The 16,109-nt window shown below is 65.4% G+C and carries 11 protein-coding genes; 4 read left to right on the top strand and 7 right to left on the bottom strand.

The genetic code is table 11. The features are described 5' to 3' along the window. Positions 1-6: 6 nt before the first annotated feature. The 6 genes from HL671_RS07235 to HL671_RS07210 form a co-directional block, all read right to left on the bottom strand. Positions 7-1,506 (bottom strand): sugar ABC transporter ATP-binding protein, encoded by a 1,500-nt coding sequence (locus HL671_RS07235; protein ID WP_172235996.1) that lies wholly within the window; start codon positions 1,504-1,506, stop codon positions 7-9. Further along, on the bottom strand, positions 1,506-2,603 hold the full coding sequence (locus HL671_RS07230; protein ID WP_172235995.1) for an SMP-30/gluconolactonase/LRE family protein: 1,098 nt from the start codon (positions 2,601-2,603) through the stop codon (positions 1,506-1,508). Before HL671_RS07230 ends, HL671_RS07235 begins: the two co-directional genes overlap by 1 nt. After that, positions 2,600-4,723 carry an ABC transporter permease gene (locus HL671_RS07225; RefSeq protein ID WP_172235994.1) on the bottom strand — a complete coding sequence of 708 codons (2,124 nt, stop codon included), beginning with the start codon at positions 4,721-4,723 and terminating at the stop codon, positions 2,600-2,602. Before HL671_RS07225 ends, HL671_RS07230 begins: the two co-directional genes overlap by 4 nt. An 87-nt stretch (positions 4,724-4,810) precedes the next feature. After that, positions 4,811-5,830 (bottom strand): sugar ABC transporter substrate-binding protein, encoded by a 1,020-nt coding sequence (locus HL671_RS07220; protein WP_172236021.1) that lies wholly within the window; start codon positions 5,828-5,830, stop codon positions 4,811-4,813. Between the two features lie 55 nt (positions 5,831-5,885). Then, the gene (locus tag HL671_RS07215; RefSeq protein ID WP_172235993.1) at positions 5,886-6,866 is read right to left on the bottom strand and encodes an ABC transporter permease; all 981 of its coding nucleotides are present in this window, start codon (positions 6,864-6,866) and stop codon (positions 5,886-5,888) included. Between the two features lie 526 nt (positions 6,867-7,392). Then, positions 7,393-8,976, bottom strand: a complete 1,584-nt coding sequence (locus HL671_RS07210; protein ID WP_012044838.1) for an ABC transporter substrate-binding protein — start codon at positions 8,974-8,976, stop codon at positions 7,393-7,395. A gap of 375 nt (positions 8,977-9,351) precedes the next feature. Between HL671_RS07210 and HL671_RS07205 the strand changes: the two genes are divergently transcribed. Genes HL671_RS07205 through HL671_RS07190 form a run of 4 tightly spaced genes read left to right on the top strand, consistent with a single transcriptional unit; the run spans position 9,352 to position 14,567 of the window. Beyond that, complete coding sequence (locus tag HL671_RS07205; RefSeq protein ID WP_172235992.1) at positions 9,352-10,995, top strand: ABC transporter substrate-binding protein; 1,644 nt, start codon at positions 9,352-9,354, stop codon at positions 10,993-10,995. A 34-nt stretch (positions 10,996-11,029) separates the two neighbouring features. Beyond that, on the top strand, positions 11,030-12,031 hold the full coding sequence (locus HL671_RS07200) for an ABC transporter permease (RefSeq protein ID WP_012044840.1): 1,002 nt from the start codon (positions 11,030-11,032) through the stop codon (positions 12,029-12,031). Continuing rightward, complete coding sequence (locus tag HL671_RS07195) at positions 12,028-12,870, top strand: ABC transporter permease (protein WP_172235991.1); 843 nt, start codon at positions 12,028-12,030, stop codon at positions 12,868-12,870. Before HL671_RS07200 ends, HL671_RS07195 begins: the two co-directional genes overlap by 4 nt. Further along, the gene (locus HL671_RS07190; protein ID WP_172235990.1) at positions 12,849-14,567 is read left to right on the top strand and encodes a dipeptide ABC transporter ATP-binding protein; all 1,719 of its coding nucleotides are present in this window, start codon (positions 12,849-12,851) and stop codon (positions 14,565-14,567) included. The genes HL671_RS07195 and HL671_RS07190 overlap by 22 nt, the downstream gene beginning before the upstream one ends. A gap of 82 nt (positions 14,568-14,649) precedes the next feature. Here the strand turns inward: HL671_RS07190 and HL671_RS07185 are convergent, their stop codons facing one another. Beyond that, complete coding sequence (locus tag HL671_RS07185; protein WP_172235989.1) at positions 14,650-16,089, bottom strand: FAD-dependent oxidoreductase; 1,440 nt, start codon at positions 16,087-16,089, stop codon at positions 14,650-14,652. Between the last annotated feature and the right edge of the window lie 20 nt (positions 16,090-16,109).

The following is a 16,109-nucleotide window of genomic DNA, read 5'->3' as shown; positions in this document are numbered from 1 at the left end:
CGTCGGTCAGTGGACGGCCGCGTACATGATCTTCTCTTCGGTCGCTTCGTCGGCCGAGAACTCCTCGACGACGCGGCCCTGGCGCGACACCAGGATGCGGTCGGCCAGGTTGAGGATTTCCGGCAGGTAGGACGAGATCACGACCACCGCGAGCCCGGCATCCGCCAGCTCGTTGATGACGTGATGCAGCTCGGCGATGGCGCCGACGTCGACGCCGCGGGTCGGCTCGTCGAAGATAACGAGCTTGGGCTGCTGCACCAGCGCGCGCGCGATCACCACTTTCTGCTGGTTGCCACCGGACAATTCGACCACGCGCGCCGCATTGCTGATGGCGCGCACATTGAGCCGCTTGGTCCAGGTTGCTGCCAGCTCCATCATCTCCGCATAGGAGATCACGACGCTCTTGTTGAGATCGGCGGCCAGGAGATTGAGATAGATGTTCTCGGCGATCGACTTGGTCTCGAAGAAGCCCTCGATCTTGCGGTCTTCGGTGACATAGACGATGCCGTCGCGCACCGCCTGGCGCGGCACCCGGTAGCGCACCGAGCGGCCCTCCAGCTTGACCTCGCCGCCATGGAAGAAATCGCGCTTGACCACGCCTGAGATGATCTTCGCGGTCTCGGTGCGGCCCGAGCCGATCAGCCCGAAGATGCCGGTGATCTGGCCCGCATAGACCGAGAACGAGTTGTTGCGGACCATGCGGCCCATCGACAGGTTCTGCACACTCAGCATCTTGCGCCCATAGGGCCGCGTCGCATGGCCGTCGCCGGCCTTGCCATAGAGCTCGTCCGACAAGGTGCGGCCGACCATCGCGGTGATGATCTTGTCGCGGTCGAAATTCTTCGCATCGTCCGTCACGACATGCTGGCCGTCGCGCATGATGGTGATGCGGTCGGAGATCGACAGCGCCTCCTCCAGCGCATGCGAAATGAAGATGATCGAGACGCCGTCGCGCTTGAGTCGTTTCACCAGCGCGAAAAAATGGTGCTTCTCCTCCGGTGTCAGCGTTGCCGTCGGCTCATCGAAGATGATGACGCGCGCCTTGTGGTGTACGGCGCGCGCGATCTCGACCATCTGCTTCTGCGCCGCGCCGAGCTGCGACACATACATCGTCGGATCGACGCCGAAATTCAGCGACTGCAGAAACTGCTGGGCGGCGATATAGATGCCGCGCAGGCGGTTCAGGAACTTCTCATTGCCGAGATAGATGTTCTGCGCGACCGTCAGCGACGGCACCAGGCTGGTCTCCTGGAACACCATCGCGATGCCGCTGCGCAGCGCCTCCGCCGGCGTCTTGAACGACACTCTGGCGCCGTTGACGATCAGTTCGCCGCTGGTGACCTCGTAGACACCCGCCATGATCTTGGTCAGCGTCGACTTGCCGGCGCCGTTCTCGCCGAGCAGCGCATGGACCTCACCGGGCCTGAGATCGAACGAGATGTCGCGCAGCGCCGGAATGCCGTGGAATTCCTTGGTAACGTTCTTGAGCTCGACGACCGGCTGCATCACCTCACCTCCCCCGCCGCACGATCGATCGCGACGATCTCGTCGCCGCCCTTGGCGGTCAGCCACAGCCGTCCATCGATGTCGACCGCCGACGTGATGCCGTGGCGTTTGCCGCCGGCCCGGCTGTGCAGGCTCTGCAGCGGCACGAAATTGGTGTCCAACGCGATGACGAGACCATAGGACAAGGTCGGCGCCCATGGCTTGAGGATGCCCATCTGCTTCAAGGCGCCGCCCTGCATCGGCTCGTGGAACGAGACGCCGCTGCGCAATGCCGGCGCGATCCAATAGGCCGGCGGCACCTCGGCCAGCATCGCGCGGCGGTAGTCGTCCTCGCGCAGCACAAACTCGATCAACGGACTGCGCGGCGCAAACACCGTGAGCCAATAGCCGCCGCGCGCGGATGCGGCGATGCGGCCCGGATAGCCCGGAAGATCGTCGAGCACGATAGCGAGCTCACGACCGTCCGGCGCGCGGCGCACGAGGCGGACATCCCAGGCCTCGCTGACGATCAACGATTGATCGGCCGCAACCACGACGCCGTTGGGGTAGCCGAGCCCAGCAGCCAGCCGCTTGGCCGTGCGCGCCGCGAGATCGAGCTTCCACAATTCGCCGGCGCGGCGGTGCTCCATCAGGTCGCGCTGCCAGGCGTCCAGCGCGGTCTGGACCGAGCCGACGCAGACGACGAGGCTCGCCTCGTCGACGAACGTCATCGCGGTGATGCAGGCGGACGGCCAGCCGCTGCTGCGGCCGGTGTCGGTCACCGTGCCGTCGCGTGCCAGGATCGAGATGCCCTTGCCGTCGCAAGCGACGGCAATCTGCCCGCGTGGCGACACAGCCAGCGCCGAGATGACGCCGTCGAGTGTCGCGACCGGCTCCGGCTCGGCTCCGGCGGCGGCACGGAACAGCCTCGTCCCGCTCGACCACAACACCGCGCCGTCGCAGGCCACCAGATTGTCCGGCGCGTGGCTCACGAGGCCGCGCGGCGCATCTTCGAGACGATTGTTCGGCTTCAGCGCCCCATCCAGCGGCGGCACCGTGACCGCGGCCCGGCCACGTCCGAGGAAACGCTCCAGCCAGCTTCCGACCAAGGCGCTCATGCCCGCTGCCCCCAATAGCTGCGCATGCAGCTCCAATTCGGATCAGCCTTGTCGAGCCTGATGCGGCCGATCCGGTTGTTGGTAATGCCGCCGAGATAGAGATAGCCGCGGTGCTCGCGCATCGAGGTGATCATCGGGTGGTTCTTGGCGCCCTGATCCCACAGCGACTCCAGCACCTCGCCCTTGTCGTTGAAGCGGATCACGCAGCCGATGTTGAGGTTCGGGTAGAGCCACTGGTCCGGCGCGATGCGGCGCGCCATCCTGCGGCGGAAACCGGGCATGCGCAGTGCGAGGTCGAGCGCCGGCGAGCGCATGCCCATGATCGCACACCAATAGGAGCCGTCCGAGGCACGGTTGATGTTGTCGGGATAGCCGGGCAGCGCATCGAGCACGCGCTCGACCTGCCCCGCCTTGGGTCCTGAGATCCAGAGACGGCTGACGCGGCAGGCCCAGCTCTCGGCGAAAAGCACCGACTGGCCATCATGGGCGAGGCAGACGCCGTTCGGGAAGATCAGGTTGCGCAACGCCGTATGCGTCTTGCCGCTCTTCGGATCGTAGCAGATGATGCGGCCGTTGCCGCGGCTCTCCAGCGCGTCGACCGGCCAGTCATGCATCTCGTAGCGGATCGTGGCCTCGCTGAAATAGATCCGGCCGTCGGGCGCGATGTCGAGATCGTCGGCGAGCCGCAGCCGGGAATCGTCGACCACGGAGAAGGCCGAACGATTGGTCTCGTCGGTGACCTTGCTGACGTTGCGCGCGCGGTCGATCTTGTAGAGGCCCATGCCGCCGACGCAGACATGCAGGTCGCCGGCGCGGTCGAAGGCCATGCCGAGCGGCGAGCCGCCGATATGAGCGTAAACCTCCCAGCTCGTGTAGTCCGGCGGCGCGAAGCGGACGATGTCGCCGTGGCGCGTGCCGCAATAGAGATAATCGTCGTCATCGAGGATGACGTCCTCGGGCGACTCGACCTCGCCGAGGCCGATGATCTCGACCTGGCCGAGCCGGTCATTGAGCGCGAACGCGCCGCCGGTCTCGACCGACGTCGAGCGCGGTGTCGGCAGCTCGACATAGGTCGGCGACACGTAGACCTTCGACAGCAGCTTGTCGCGGTTCTTCAGCCAGCGCACGTCGATGAAGACGGCGAGCAGCAGGGTCAGGCCGAGCACCATCGGGCCGGAACCGCTGTTCAGGCCGATGCGCAGCACGCCATTGGTCATGACCAGCACGATGACGGCGCCGATCAGCGCCTTGGCGACCGAGCCGCGGCCGCCACCGAGGCTGTTGCCGCCGAGCACGGCCGCCGTCAGCGCCGAGATCTCCAGGCCCATGCCGGTGTCAGTGCCGGCGCCGCTGAGCCGCGCCGCGTAGAGCACCCCGGCCAGACCGCACAGCATGCCGGAGATCGTATAGGCGGCGCAGACCATACCGCGGACGGAAAGACCAATGTTGTGCGCCGAGCGGCGCGAGCCGCCGATCGCCATCATGCGCCAGCCCGGACGGCTCCGCGTCAGCAGCACGTGGCCGATCAGCGCGACGACCACCAGGATGATGAAGCTCGAAGGCACCTCGGCAACACCGCCGAGTCCGATCATGTCCCAGACGTCGGACTGGTAGAAGCTGACCGACATCGCCTGCGCATATTTCAGGAGCAGCATGTCGACGATCGCGCGCACGATGATGAGCGTCACCAGCGTGGTGAGAAAGGCGCGTAGCCGGAGGAAGCCGATCAGGTAGCCGTTGAGCAGGCCGACGCCGCCGCAGATCAGGACGACGGCGGGGATCGCGAGGCCGACCGGCCAGCCGCCGAGATTGAGCAGCGCCAATGTCATGAAATTGCCGAGCGCGAAATTGGAGCCGACGCTGAGATCGATGCCGCCGACGATGATGACGACCATCATCGCCATGCAGACGAGGCCGAACTCACCGAGCTCGCGGGCGCTGATGGCGAGGTTGGCGCCGCTGAAGAAGTTGGGGATCAACGAGCCGAAGATCGCGATCACGCACAGCAGCACCAGAAACGGGATCGCGTTGTCGATCCACTTCTTCGAGAGCAGTTCGCCGATGACGTGGTCCGGGATGAAGCGATATCTCAGCTTCGTGAAAGTATGGGTCGACGCCAAGGCAGCCTCTGCACGCGATCGCTGGAAATCATTGTCGAGGAGAGCGCGTGGCCGCCGCGACCGGCGGCCACGCCTGAATGAGGCAGATCAGCGCAGCAGCTTGGCGTACTGCTCGGGATCCCAGCAGGTGCCGGCCTTGACGTCGGCCTTGGTCATGACGCGCGTGGGCGAATAGAGCTGGAACTTCATTGTGCCGGCCTTCTGCTTGCCCTGCAGCACCGCGGAGATCGCGGTGAAGGCGTCGCGGCCCATGCCCGGCGCGTCATAATTGATCGCGGCCGAGAAGGTGCCGTCGGCAAGCCGGTCGCACATGCTCTGCGCGCCGCCGCCCGAGGTGACGAAATAGACCTGGTCCTGCTTGCCGGCCTGCTTGATCGCGGCCCCCGTGCCGACGCCCTGGCCATCCCAGACGTCGATGACGCCGCACAGATCCGGGTTTTGCTGCAGCACGGTCTCGGTGATGGCGCGCGCCTTGGAGGCGTCCCAATCGGCCGCCTGGCTCGACACCACCTTGATCTCGGGGTTGGCCTCGAACACCTTCTTGATGCCCTGAACCTGGTAGTAGCTGACGCCGCCGGTGAGCACGCCCTGCACGATCGAGACCTTATGCGAGGTCTCGGTGCCCTTGCCGCATTTGGCGACGACCATCTTGGCTGCCTGCTCGCCCATGGCGATGAAGTCGGGGCCGACGAAAGCGTCGGTCTGCACCGCGCCCTGCATGTTCATCTGGATCACGACGATGCCGGCGGCATTGGCCTGCTTGAGCAGCCGCGCCAGCGATTGCAGGTCCGGGTTCTGCGTCACGATCACGTCGGGCTTCTCGGCGATCAGCGAGGTCAGGCCCTGCGCCATCGCGCCGGTGTTCCAGTTCGGATCCTGCGACTTGAACTTCATGCCGTAACGCTCGGCTTCGGTCTTGACGACGCCGCCCCAGGCCTGCGCCAGGTCGAAGCCGATCGAGATCGGCAGATAGACGATCGACTTGCCCTTGAGCGCGTCGAGCGCCGGCTGCCGATAGGGATCGTTCATGTCGTCGGCGCGGGCGGCACCGATGGCGGCCGCAGCAATTCCGACGAACGCAGTGGCCGCAAGGGCCAGACGATGCATGGTCTTCAAGATGGTCTCCTCCGATATTGTTGATTGAGGCTCGTTGTCGGGGACGTCAGATGTCCCCCTGCTGGCCCGTCTGCTCGTCGCGCGGGTTGAGGATGCTGTCGACGACGATGGCGAGCAGCAGGATCAGGCTCTTGATGACGTTCTGGATCGTGTACTGCACGTCCATGATCGTCATGCCGTTCATCAGCACGCCGATGAGAAGCGCGCCGACGATCACGTTACGGACATTGCCGCGGCCGCCGGAGAGGCCGACGCCGCCGAGCACCACGACCAGGATGACGTCGTAGATCATGTTGGAGTTGACGACGCGGGTGTTCATCGCCTCCGCCGAGGTCGCGGTCACGAGACCGGCCACGAAGGCGATGCCGCCGGCGATGACATATTGCGCAACGAGAATGGGGCGCACCGGCACGCCACCGATCCGCGCGCTGGCGAGGTTGTCGCCGATCGCATAGATGAAGCGTCCGGGCTTGGTGTAGCGCAGGAACAGATAGGCGATCAGCGCCACAACGGCCGCAACCACGATCGGCATGGGAATGCCGAACAGCGCTCCCTGCCCCAGACCCGCAAGCATACCGATGTTGGGTGGCAGATAGACGACGTCGGTGCCGGTGATCAGATGGGCGCGACCGAAGCCGTAGACGAAGGTCGCCATCGCCAAGGTCGCAAACAGTGACGGGATCTCGGCATAGGCGATCAGGATGCCGGTGACGAGGCTCATGCCGAGCGCGAGCAGCAGGCCGATGCCCATCGCGCTTGCGACCGACAGGCCGCTGGCCGCAAGCTGCAGGCTCCACGCCACCGAGATCGCCATGGTCGCCACCAACGACAGGTCGATGCCGCGGCCAAGCACCACGACCAGCATGCCTAGTCCGAGAATTCCGAGCACTGCGACGCTGCGAACCAGAGAGAGCAGATTGCTCGGCGCCAGGAATTTCGGCAACGTCAGCGCGAACAGGATCAGCAGCAGCACCGTGAAGGCGAAGACGATCCGCTCCTGGTTGAAATAGCGAGTCCAAACGCGCATTCGCCGCCCGTCACCTTGTCGCTTCATCCCGGCTCGCCCCGGCGGCAGATGGCATCAGCGTGTCCTCTGCTGATCGCGCAGGACTCGCGGACCGGCTGCGGCGGTCGAGCTAATTGAGGATCGACGCTAGGCGACGACCGCTGGCGCGCGGAAATACGGATTTGAGCTAGCGGCTATATCGTCGCGTTATCAGCGCTCGCCGTGATCAAGGCGCAAGCAACGTGGCGTTCGGCGGCGGCACCGAATCACTTTTTCTCGCACGCTTGTCAATTAGCGGCGCGGACCAGGGCGTTGACATCGGAGCCACAGCGCGAGCCGCCGTCATCTCCCGACTGGCTCGACGGCCATCACAGATCCGGTTCGACGCCCCATCTCCACCCGGTGCGCCCACCCACCCGCCCGTGGCCTAACCGCTCAGCGCCTCCGGACCGCCCCTTCCTGCTCGGCGGATTCTCAATCACGATGTGACCACCTGTTTCTCAGATCTCACCGAGATTTGCCCAAGGTCGGATTGTGCCTCGCACCCCTATTTGTCGAAATAGATGTCGGCGAAGCTCGCATTGATTCCGGTGACGCCGAGCGTGTGGTTCCTGATCGTCTTGTTGAACAGCGTGACGCCGTCGGGCGCGACCAGATGGATGGCTGCAACATCGTCATAGATCAGGTTCTGGAACTTGAACCAGAGCGCTCTGCGCTTCTCGGCATCCGGCTCGACGGCGGCATCTTCGAGCAGCTGGTCGACCACCGGATTGGCGTAGTGCGAGGCGTTCGAGAACGGCAGGCCGATCTTGAAGTTCTTCGACCAGAATGCGCGCTGGATGCCAGGAGTGGGATCGAAGGTGTTGGACAGCGATTCGAGCGTGATGTCGAACTCGCGGCCAGTATAGGTCTTGTTGATGTAGGTCGAGAAATCGAAGAACTGGAAATCGACGGCGATGCCGAGCTTCGTCAGCGCCTGCTTGACGAAGTCGCCGGCCGCCTGCAGGTTGAACGGATTGGCGTAGAGCCGGATCGGGAAACGCGTGCCGTCGGCCTTCTTCGGATAACCGGCCTCGTCGAGCAGCCTGTTCGCCTTCGCGAGATCGAGCGCGTAGGGCTTGATCGACGGATCGACAAACTCGGCCAGCTCAGGACTGACCGCCGACGGCGCGACCTTGCCATAGCCGAAATAGACGAAATCGAGCAGCCGGCCATAGTCGATCGCATGGGCGATCGCGAGCCGCACCCGCTTATCCCTGAGGATCGGGTTGTCATAGTTGAAATAGAGCTGCGTCATGCCGGCATTGTACTCGTAACCGCGCGTCTCTGAGCCGAGATGCGGCAATACCTGCAGCCGCGCGAGATCGGAGCGCGGCACCGGCGGCCCACCGCCGAGGTCGAGCTCGCCGGTCTCGAACGCGACCGAGCGTGCCGCCTGGTCGGCGATGAAGCGCACGATGATGCGGTCGAGATAAGGCTTGCCGGGATCCCAATAATTCGGGTTGCGGTCGAGAATGATGTGGCTGCCCTTGACCCATTCCTTGAACACGAACGGCCCGGTGCCGATCGGCGCGCTGGCGTTCTTGTTGGCAAGCGGATCGGTCCCCTCATAGACGTGCTTCGGCACGATCGGCGATTCCGACGCATCGAGCGCCTTGAGCAGGTACGGCGCCGGCTTGGACAGGATGATGATCGCGGTCAGCGGGTCCGGCGTCTGAACCTCCTGGACGAAGGCGAAGGTGCCGCGCCCGCGTGGATGGTTCTCCTTCAACAGCTTGACCGAATAGGCCACGTCCGCCGAGGTGAAATCTCTGCCGTCGTGCCATTTCACGTTGGGCCTCAGCTTGAAGCTGTAGCGCAGCCCATCCGGGGTAACCTCCCATTCGGTCGCCAGCGCCGGCTGCGGCTTGAAGCCGAAACCGTAGGTCAGGAGGCCCTCGGTCACCTTCGGAGAGATGCGCGTCGATGGACCAGCCGTATGCGCGATCGTCACCAGCGTGGTCGGCTCCTGCTCGACGAGGAAGCGCAGCGTCCCGCCGCGCGGCACCTCGGCGGCGTCGCCGCAGGTCAGTCCAAGCAGAAGCGACAGCGCGACAGCAACACCATTCAAACCGAGAGCACGAGAGCTCATGGGGCCTTCCTTGATTCGAGCGACACGCATCACGACCGGCGATTCCGCCGATACGTCAGCTCTACTACAAACGACGGACCGAATGCTTGCTGATGAATGCCGTCAGCGCGGAACGATCGCAGCGCGTTGTTCGTCGATCGGAGAATGAGCGCTTCGGCCTGGCGCTCGACCACAATCGAGGGCACATCAGCACGCCGCGCTCGGAGCAAGTTCTACAGAGGCGGCCTCACAGGACGGGAGTGATAGCCGCACTGACGCTCATGCGATCGAGAGGCGTTTGTTGCCGATCGCGACGGAAATTTGGAATGGCCAGATCCGCCGTTTCCGCTTTTGCTAGGCCGCTTCTGAAATCACTTGCTGCGGATGGCTGACAAGATGAACTCGCGCTTTGCTTTGCTCACGCGCTCACGGCGCCGTGTGCTGATGAGCGGATTTGCCGCGGCCCTGGTCGCGATGACGGCGCTGCCGGCGGCCTGCGAGGCCGGCGCGCCGAAAAATGGTGGCGACATCGTCTTCCTCATCGACTCCTTGGGGGGCACCTGGATCCCGAACAACAGCGCGATCTCGAGCTTCCAGGGCCACATCTGGGGCCATGTGACCGACAAGCTCGTCTATGTCGATGCCGATGGCAAGGTCAGCCCCTGGATCGCCGAGCGCTGGGAGCAGAACGAGGACGCGACCTCGTTCATCCTGCATTTGAAGAAAGGCGTGACCTTTTCCGATGGCACGCCGCTCGACGCCGCCGCCGTGGTCGCCAATCTCGACATCTGGTACGCCGGACGCAAGAGCGAGGGCATCAACCCGATCGGCCTGTTTCCGAAGACCTACAAGAGCGCCGAGGCGATCGACGCAAGCACGGTCAAGGTCTCCTTCAAGGCGCCGACGCTGGGCTTCATTCCGACGCTCGGCTATCACGGCTCGATCCTGATCTCGCCGAAGACGCTCGCACAACCGGCGAGCCAGCAGGCCGATCTCGGCAAGACCTCCGGCAGCGGTCCCTACGTGGTCGAGTCCTGGAAGGAAGGCGACTTCGTCAAGCTGGTGAAGCGCAAGGACTACAATTGGGGGCCCGCGGCGGTTGGACACACCGGCCCGGCCTTCCTCGAGTCGATCACCTACAAGATCGTCTCCGAGCCGTCGCTGCGGGTGGCCGCCGTTCAGTCCGGGCAGGCCGACGTCGCCTACAATGCCTCGCCACAGGAGCTGAAATCGCTGAAGCAGGCCGGCTTCACCATCGCGACGCCGCGTTATCTCGGCTTCGTCAATGGCTGGGCGATCAACACCAGGCTGGAGCCCTACAACGACGTGAAGGTGCGCCAGGCGCTGCAGGCGTCGATCAACCGCCAGGAGATCATCGATACCGTCTATACGCCAGAATGGAAACTCGCCACATCGTTCATCCAGAGCAACGTCCCCGGCGCGACCGACCAGAGTGCGCTGCTGGCCTACAATCCTGACAAGGCCGGGAAGCTGCTCGACGAAGCCGGCTGGATCAAGGGCGCCAATGGCGTTCGCAGCAAGGACGGCAAGCCGCTCACCTTGACACTCTACTCCAATCCCTATCTCGCAACCGCCAAGGCGGTCGACGAGCTCATCGCCCAGCAGCTCGGCAAGATCGGCTGGAAGGTCTTCATCCGCGCCTATGACGTCGTGACCTTCGGCGAGAAGGTGCAGTTCGGCGGCCCGGCTGTGCCGGCCTATGAGGTGACGCGCAGCTTCATCGACGCCGGCACGGTCGCCAGCATCCTGACCAATGCCAACAATGGCGAGAACTGGTTCGCGCTCGGCGACAGCGACAGCAAGCTCAACGATCTGCGCGACAGGATCGCCGGCGCCGGCACCACCGAGATCCGCGCTCCGCTGCTCGACGAGCTGCAGCGCTATGTGCTCGAGCAGGGCTATTTCATCCCGCGCACCCAGATCGTCCAGCGCATCTACGTGCAGTCGCCGCGGCTCAAGGGCGAGGTCTACAACGGCATCGCCTATGCCAGCTACTACACGGCGACCAAGGGCGAGTAGCCGTGCGAAACGAACGTTCGAGGAGACGGCCTGGATGAACAACGCCTACGCTGCCTTTGCGGCAAGGCGCCTCGTCCAGGCGCTCGTCGTCATCCTGCTGGCCTATGTCTTCACCTTCGTCGTCGTCAGCATCCTGCCGGGCGATCCGATCACCAACGTGCTGCGCGATCCGCAGAACGGCTTCAGCGAGGATGAGATCCGGCAGATCATCGCCGCCCAGGGCCTGGACCAGCCGGTGCTGGTCCAGCTGTGGACGTCGCTGACGCGCTTCTTGACCGGCGATTTCGGGCTGTCGATGCGCTCGAGCCGGCCGGTTGGCACACTGATCGCCGAGGTTCTTCCCTCGACGCTGATCCTGGCTTCGTCGGGCTTCGCGGTCGCGCTCGTGCTCGCGACCGGCATTGCCTACGGCACCCAGCTGGTCCCCAAGCGATACGGCCAGGGGCTGCTGCGCGGTTTTCCATCGCTGTTCCTGTCGGTGCCCAATTTCGTCATCGGCCTGGTGCTGATCCATTTGTTCGGCTTTCAGCTCGGACTGTTCAGGGTGATCGCGCCCAACAGCTTCTGGGCGACGGTCTTCGCCGCGATCGCGCTCGGCATTCCCGTATCGGCGCAGATCGCCGAGGTGCTGATCGCCAATCTCGACCATGAGCGGGCGCAGGACTACGCCGCCGTCGCCCGCAGCCGCGGCCTCGGGCCATTCCGGCTGTTCGCCAGACACCTGCTCAAGCCGTCGTCGCTGCCGGTCGTCACCATCATCGCGCTCACGCTCGGCGAGCTGCTCGGCGGCTCGCTGATCACCGAGACGGTGTTCGGACGCACCGGCATCGGCAGCCTGGTGCAGCGCTCGGTGAGCACGCAGGATCTGCCGGTCCTGCAGGCGGTGGTCTCGCTCGCCGCGGTCGTGTTCGTGCTGGTGAACCTGCTGGCCGATCTGGTCTACCCCCTGCTCGACCCGCGCGTAAAACTCGTCGGTGCCGCCAGCCGGCGTCCGACCACGGCTGACGACGGCGCCTCCCAGGCGGTGACACCATGAGCCTGCTCTCCCCAACCGCCCCCGTCACGACAACGAGCCGGCTCGCCGCCCTCAAGGTACCGCCGACCGTCCTGCTCTCCTTCGTGGTGATTGCGCTCGTGATCGCCTGGTCGGTCGCACCGGGTCTCTTCACCAGCCACAGTCCCATCAACGGTGTTCCTGCCGACAAGCTGCTCGGCCCCAGCGCCGCGCATTGGTTCGGCACCGACCATCTCGGCCGCGACCTCTATGCACGCGTCGTCCATGGCACGGCCTCGTCGGTGAGCTCGGCGCTGATCGCCGTGATCATCGCAGCCGTTGCCGGCGGCCTGATCGGCCTGCTCGCCGGCTTCTTCGGCGGCTGGGTCGACATCCTGCTCGCGCGTCTCGTCGACGTGCTGCTGGCGATCCCGCATTTCCTGCTCGCCGTGATCATCGTCACCGCGCTTGGCTTCGACACCACCAATGCGGCGATCGCCACCGGCATCTCGGCGGTGGCAGTGTTCGCCCGGGTGATGCGCGCCGAGGTGATCAAGACCCGGCAGGCTGTGTTCGTCGAGGCCTCGTTCCTGCTCGGCGGCTCGCGTTGGCACATCCTGCTGCGTCACGTGCTGCCGAATGCGTCGCGCTCGGTGCTGCCGCTCGCGGTGCTACAGTTCGGCCTGTCGATCCTGGTGATCGCCAGCCTCGCCTTCCTCGGCTATGGCGACCCGCCGCCCGCCTCCGACTGGGGCCTGCTGATTTCGATCGGCAAGGATTACCTGAAATGGCCGTGGCTGGTGTACGCCCCCGCTTTCGTCACGATCGGGACCGTCCTCTCATTGAACAGGATCAGCCGATGGCTTCGCCAAACAGACTGATCGCCACGCCGCGCCGTGACGACATCGAAGCGCCGTCTCTGCAGCCGGCGACTCCCCTGCTCCGCGTCGATGCCCTGTCGGTGTCCTATGGCCGGCAGCAGGTCGTCTCCGACGTCAGCTTCGCCCTCAGCCGCGGCCAGAGCCTGGCGCTGATCGGCGAATCCGGCTCGGGCAAGTCGACCATCGCACGCGCGGTGCTGCGGCTGCTGCCGAATGGCGGACATGCCACCGGCCGCATCACGTTCGACGGCCGGGATGTGCTCGAACTGTCCGAGCGTCGCTTCCGGCCGCTGCGCGGCCGCGCCATCGGCTTCGTGCCGCAGGATCCCGGCAATGCGCTCAATCCGGTGCGCAGCATCGGGGCGCAGGCGATGGAGGCGGCGGCCCTGCTGGACGAGCCGGATGACAGAGTCCGCAAGCAGCGTATCCTTGAGACGTTCGCCCAGGTCGGGCTCGATCATCCGCAGCGCGTCTGCGACTCCTATCCGCATCAGCTGTCCGGCGGCATGCTGCAGCGTGTGCTGATCGGGCTCGCGGTGCTGCCACGGCCGGCGTTGCTGGTGGCCGACGAGCCGACATCCGCGCTCGACGTCACGATCCAGAAGCGCATCCTCGACCTGCTCACGCGGTTGCAGTCCGAGCTCGACATCAGCCTGCTGCTGATCACCCATGATCTGGCGATCGCGGCCGAGCGCGCCGATGCACTCGTCGTGCTCAAGGACGGCGTCATCCAGGAAGCCGGCCGAACCGCTGCGATCTTCGCCTCGCCGCGCTCGGCCTATGCCCGCGAGCTGCAGGCCGACGTCCCCGCGCTCAACCCCGACCGTTACCGTGCGCTGCGCGATCCGGGCTTCCGCCGCCGCGATGCTGGTGCCACGGCGAAGATCGAGGTGCGCGCCGTCACCAAGACATTCGCCGTCGACGGCAGGACGTTGACCGCCGTCGACAATGTCTCATTCGCCGTGCCGGCGGGCACGACGCACGCGCTGGTCGGCGAATCCGGCTCCGGCAAGACCACGACGATCCGGCTGCTGCTCGGGCTGGAGACGCCCGACAGCGGGACGATCTCGGTCGCCGGCGAGCAGCTCAGCGGCCGGTCGCCGGCCACGCTGCGCGCGGCGTGGCGGCATTTGCAGCTGATCTATCAGAACCCGTTCACCTCGCTCGATCCGACCTGGACCGTGGAGAAGTTGGTACGCGAACCGCTGGATCGCTTTGGGATCGGTACGCGCAAGGCGCGCAACGCCCAGGTCCGGCAGTCCCTGGCCGATGTCGGTCTCGGCGAGCATTTGCTCGCGCGCAAACCGGGCGCCCTGTCCGGTGGCCAGCGCCAGCGCGTGGCGATCGCGCGCGCGCTCGTGCTGCGGCCGGATGTGATCGTGCTCGACGAGCCGACCTCCGCGCTGGACGTCACCGTCCAGGCCGACATCGTCGAGGTCCTGCTCTCGCTGCAGGCCAATCTGGGTCTCACTTACGTGTTCGTGTCGCATGATCTGGCGCTGGTGCGCCAGCTCGCCCACACCGTCTCGGTGATGCATCGCGGGCGTATCGTCGAGCATGGCGCCGTCGGCGAGATCTTCGATCATCCGCAGCAGCCCTACACGCGGTCGCTGCTCGCCTCGATCCCTTCCGGCACCACCGGCCGCGTGTCGCCGTCGCGGCCTCGCGCCGTCGTGACGGCGGATGCGCCGGGCTAGACCAACGCTCTCGTCGACACCAAGAGACTCGTGGACAGCAGGCAATGGCAAGGGGCCGACGTCATGACGCCGGCCTTGCCATCTATTCCGCCGCGACGTTGAGGGGCCCGCGCCAGATCGCCGACGCGTACAGCTCGCCGCCGAAATCTGGATCGACGCTGCCGTTGATGCGCGCCTCGTGCGCCGGCAGGTCGTCGAGGAACAGATCACGGCTGATTCGCGACACCACCCCCGGAATGTCACGCTTGAAGCTCGGGACGTCGCCGACCGGCAGACCATAGCTGACGAAGGCCGCCGGATTGAACACGTGGATGTTCTTCAGATAGGGCGCCCGGCCCGGCTGCTTCTCGAGATATTCGTGACCGGCGCCGAGATACGGATAGGTGCCGAGGCCATCGTCCTGCTCGTCGGACGGCGGCGTGAAGCGATCGCGCCACAGCAGAATGTGGTCGGCAAAGTCCGCCAGCTCCGGCCGGCGATGCGCATCGACGGTATACCCGGTGCCGAGAATGACGAAGTCGAACTTGAAGTCGCCGCGCGGCGTCACGCCGACCACGCGCTCGTCTTCGGTCCTCACATCGGTCCAAGGGGACGACAGATGCAGATGGAAATTGCGATGCTTGACGGCACGAGCGATCGCATCCGGCGGCGGCGTCGAGCCGGCCTGACGGAAGCGGATGGCCTGGTGCCAGCGGATCGCATCCGGGAGCGCGCCGTAATTGTCATAGGCGCCAGGATAGCCGCGGATGCGGATCACCGGCAGCGAAGCGAGCTCATGACGGCGCGCGAACAGATGCACCTCGGCCGCCCCGCTTTCGAGCGCGACCGCCGCCGCGTCGAACGCCGACGCCGCGCTTCCGACCACTGCCACCGACCTGCCCCGCAACGCCGGAAAGTCGATCGCCTGCGACGTATGCGCATAGAGCGAGGGCGGCAGCCTGTGCGCAATCACCTCCGGCACGTAAGGTCCACCAGCGCCGAGAAAGCCGTTCGCGAGGACGACCTTGCGCGTGGTCTCCGTCCGCGTCTTGCCGTCGCGCTCGATATGCAGCTTGAGATGATCGGCCGCCGGCTCGATGCGCAGCAGCCGCGTGCCATATTGGACCTTGATGTTGAGCACCGAACGGTACCAGTCGAGATAAGCCGCCCAGTCGACCCGCGCGATGCGGTCGATCTCGGCATAGGCGGCCTCGCCATGGCGAGCCTCATACCAGGCCTGGAAGCTCAGACCCGGCAGGCCGAGCTCCGGCCCCGGCAGACTCTTCGGCGTACGCAGCTTGTTCATGCGCGCCGTCGTCAGCCAGATGCCGCTGTTGGCTGCATCCTTCGCCGCGTCGATCACCGCCACCTTGCCGATACCTGAGCGACGCAACGCGAACGCAAACGTGCTGCCGGAATGTCCGCCGCCGACCACGACGACGTTATGATCGACGCCGTTGCGATCAGGCACCCAGTTCTGCGGATCGGGGCCGATCAGCCGTAGCGTGTCGCGCGCGGGACCATCGAGATTGGGTTGGGACATCTATCGTCTCCGGAGCTGGT

Origin of the sequence: Bradyrhizobium denitrificans (assembly GCF_013179005.1) — a bacterium.
GTDB lineage: Bacteria > Pseudomonadota > Alphaproteobacteria > Rhizobiales > Xanthobacteraceae > Bradyrhizobium > Bradyrhizobium denitrificans.
This window is presented reverse-complemented; position numbering and strand designations above follow the sequence as displayed.

Bases quoted from the DNA above. Each gene is read 5' to 3' on its own strand.
- HL671_RS07210 (WP_012044838.1), bottom strand. From the start codon at position 8,976: ATGAGCTCTCGTGCTCTCGGTTTGAATGGTGTTGCTGTCGCGCTGTCG.
- HL671_RS07190 (WP_172235990.1), top strand. From the start codon at position 12,849: ATGGCTTCGCCAAACAGACTGATCGCCACGCCGCGCCGTGACGACATC.
- HL671_RS07200 (WP_012044840.1), top strand. From the start codon at position 11,030: ATGAACAACGCCTACGCTGCCTTTGCGGCAAGGCGCCTCGTCCAGGCG.
- HL671_RS07195 (WP_172235991.1), top strand. From the start codon at position 12,028: ATGAGCCTGCTCTCCCCAACCGCCCCCGTCACGACAACGAGCCGGCTC.
- HL671_RS07230 (WP_172235995.1), bottom strand. From the start codon at position 2,603: ATGAGCGCCTTGGTCGGAAGCTGGCTGGAGCGTTTCCTCGGACGTGGC.
- HL671_RS07215 (WP_172235993.1), bottom strand. From the start codon at position 6,866: ATGCGCGTTTGGACTCGCTATTTCAACCAGGAGCGGATCGTCTTCGCC.
- HL671_RS07235 (WP_172235996.1), bottom strand. From the start codon at position 1,506: ATGCAGCCGGTCGTCGAGCTCAAGAACGTTACCAAGGAATTCCACGGC.
- HL671_RS07185 (WP_172235989.1), bottom strand. From the start codon at position 16,089: ATGTCCCAACCCAATCTCGATGGTCCCGCGCGCGACACGCTACGGCTG.
- HL671_RS07205 (WP_172235992.1), top strand. From the start codon at position 9,352: ATGAACTCGCGCTTTGCTTTGCTCACGCGCTCACGGCGCCGTGTGCTG.
- HL671_RS07220 (WP_172236021.1), bottom strand. From the start codon at position 5,830: ATGCATCGTCTGGCCCTTGCGGCCACTGCGTTCGTCGGAATTGCTGCG.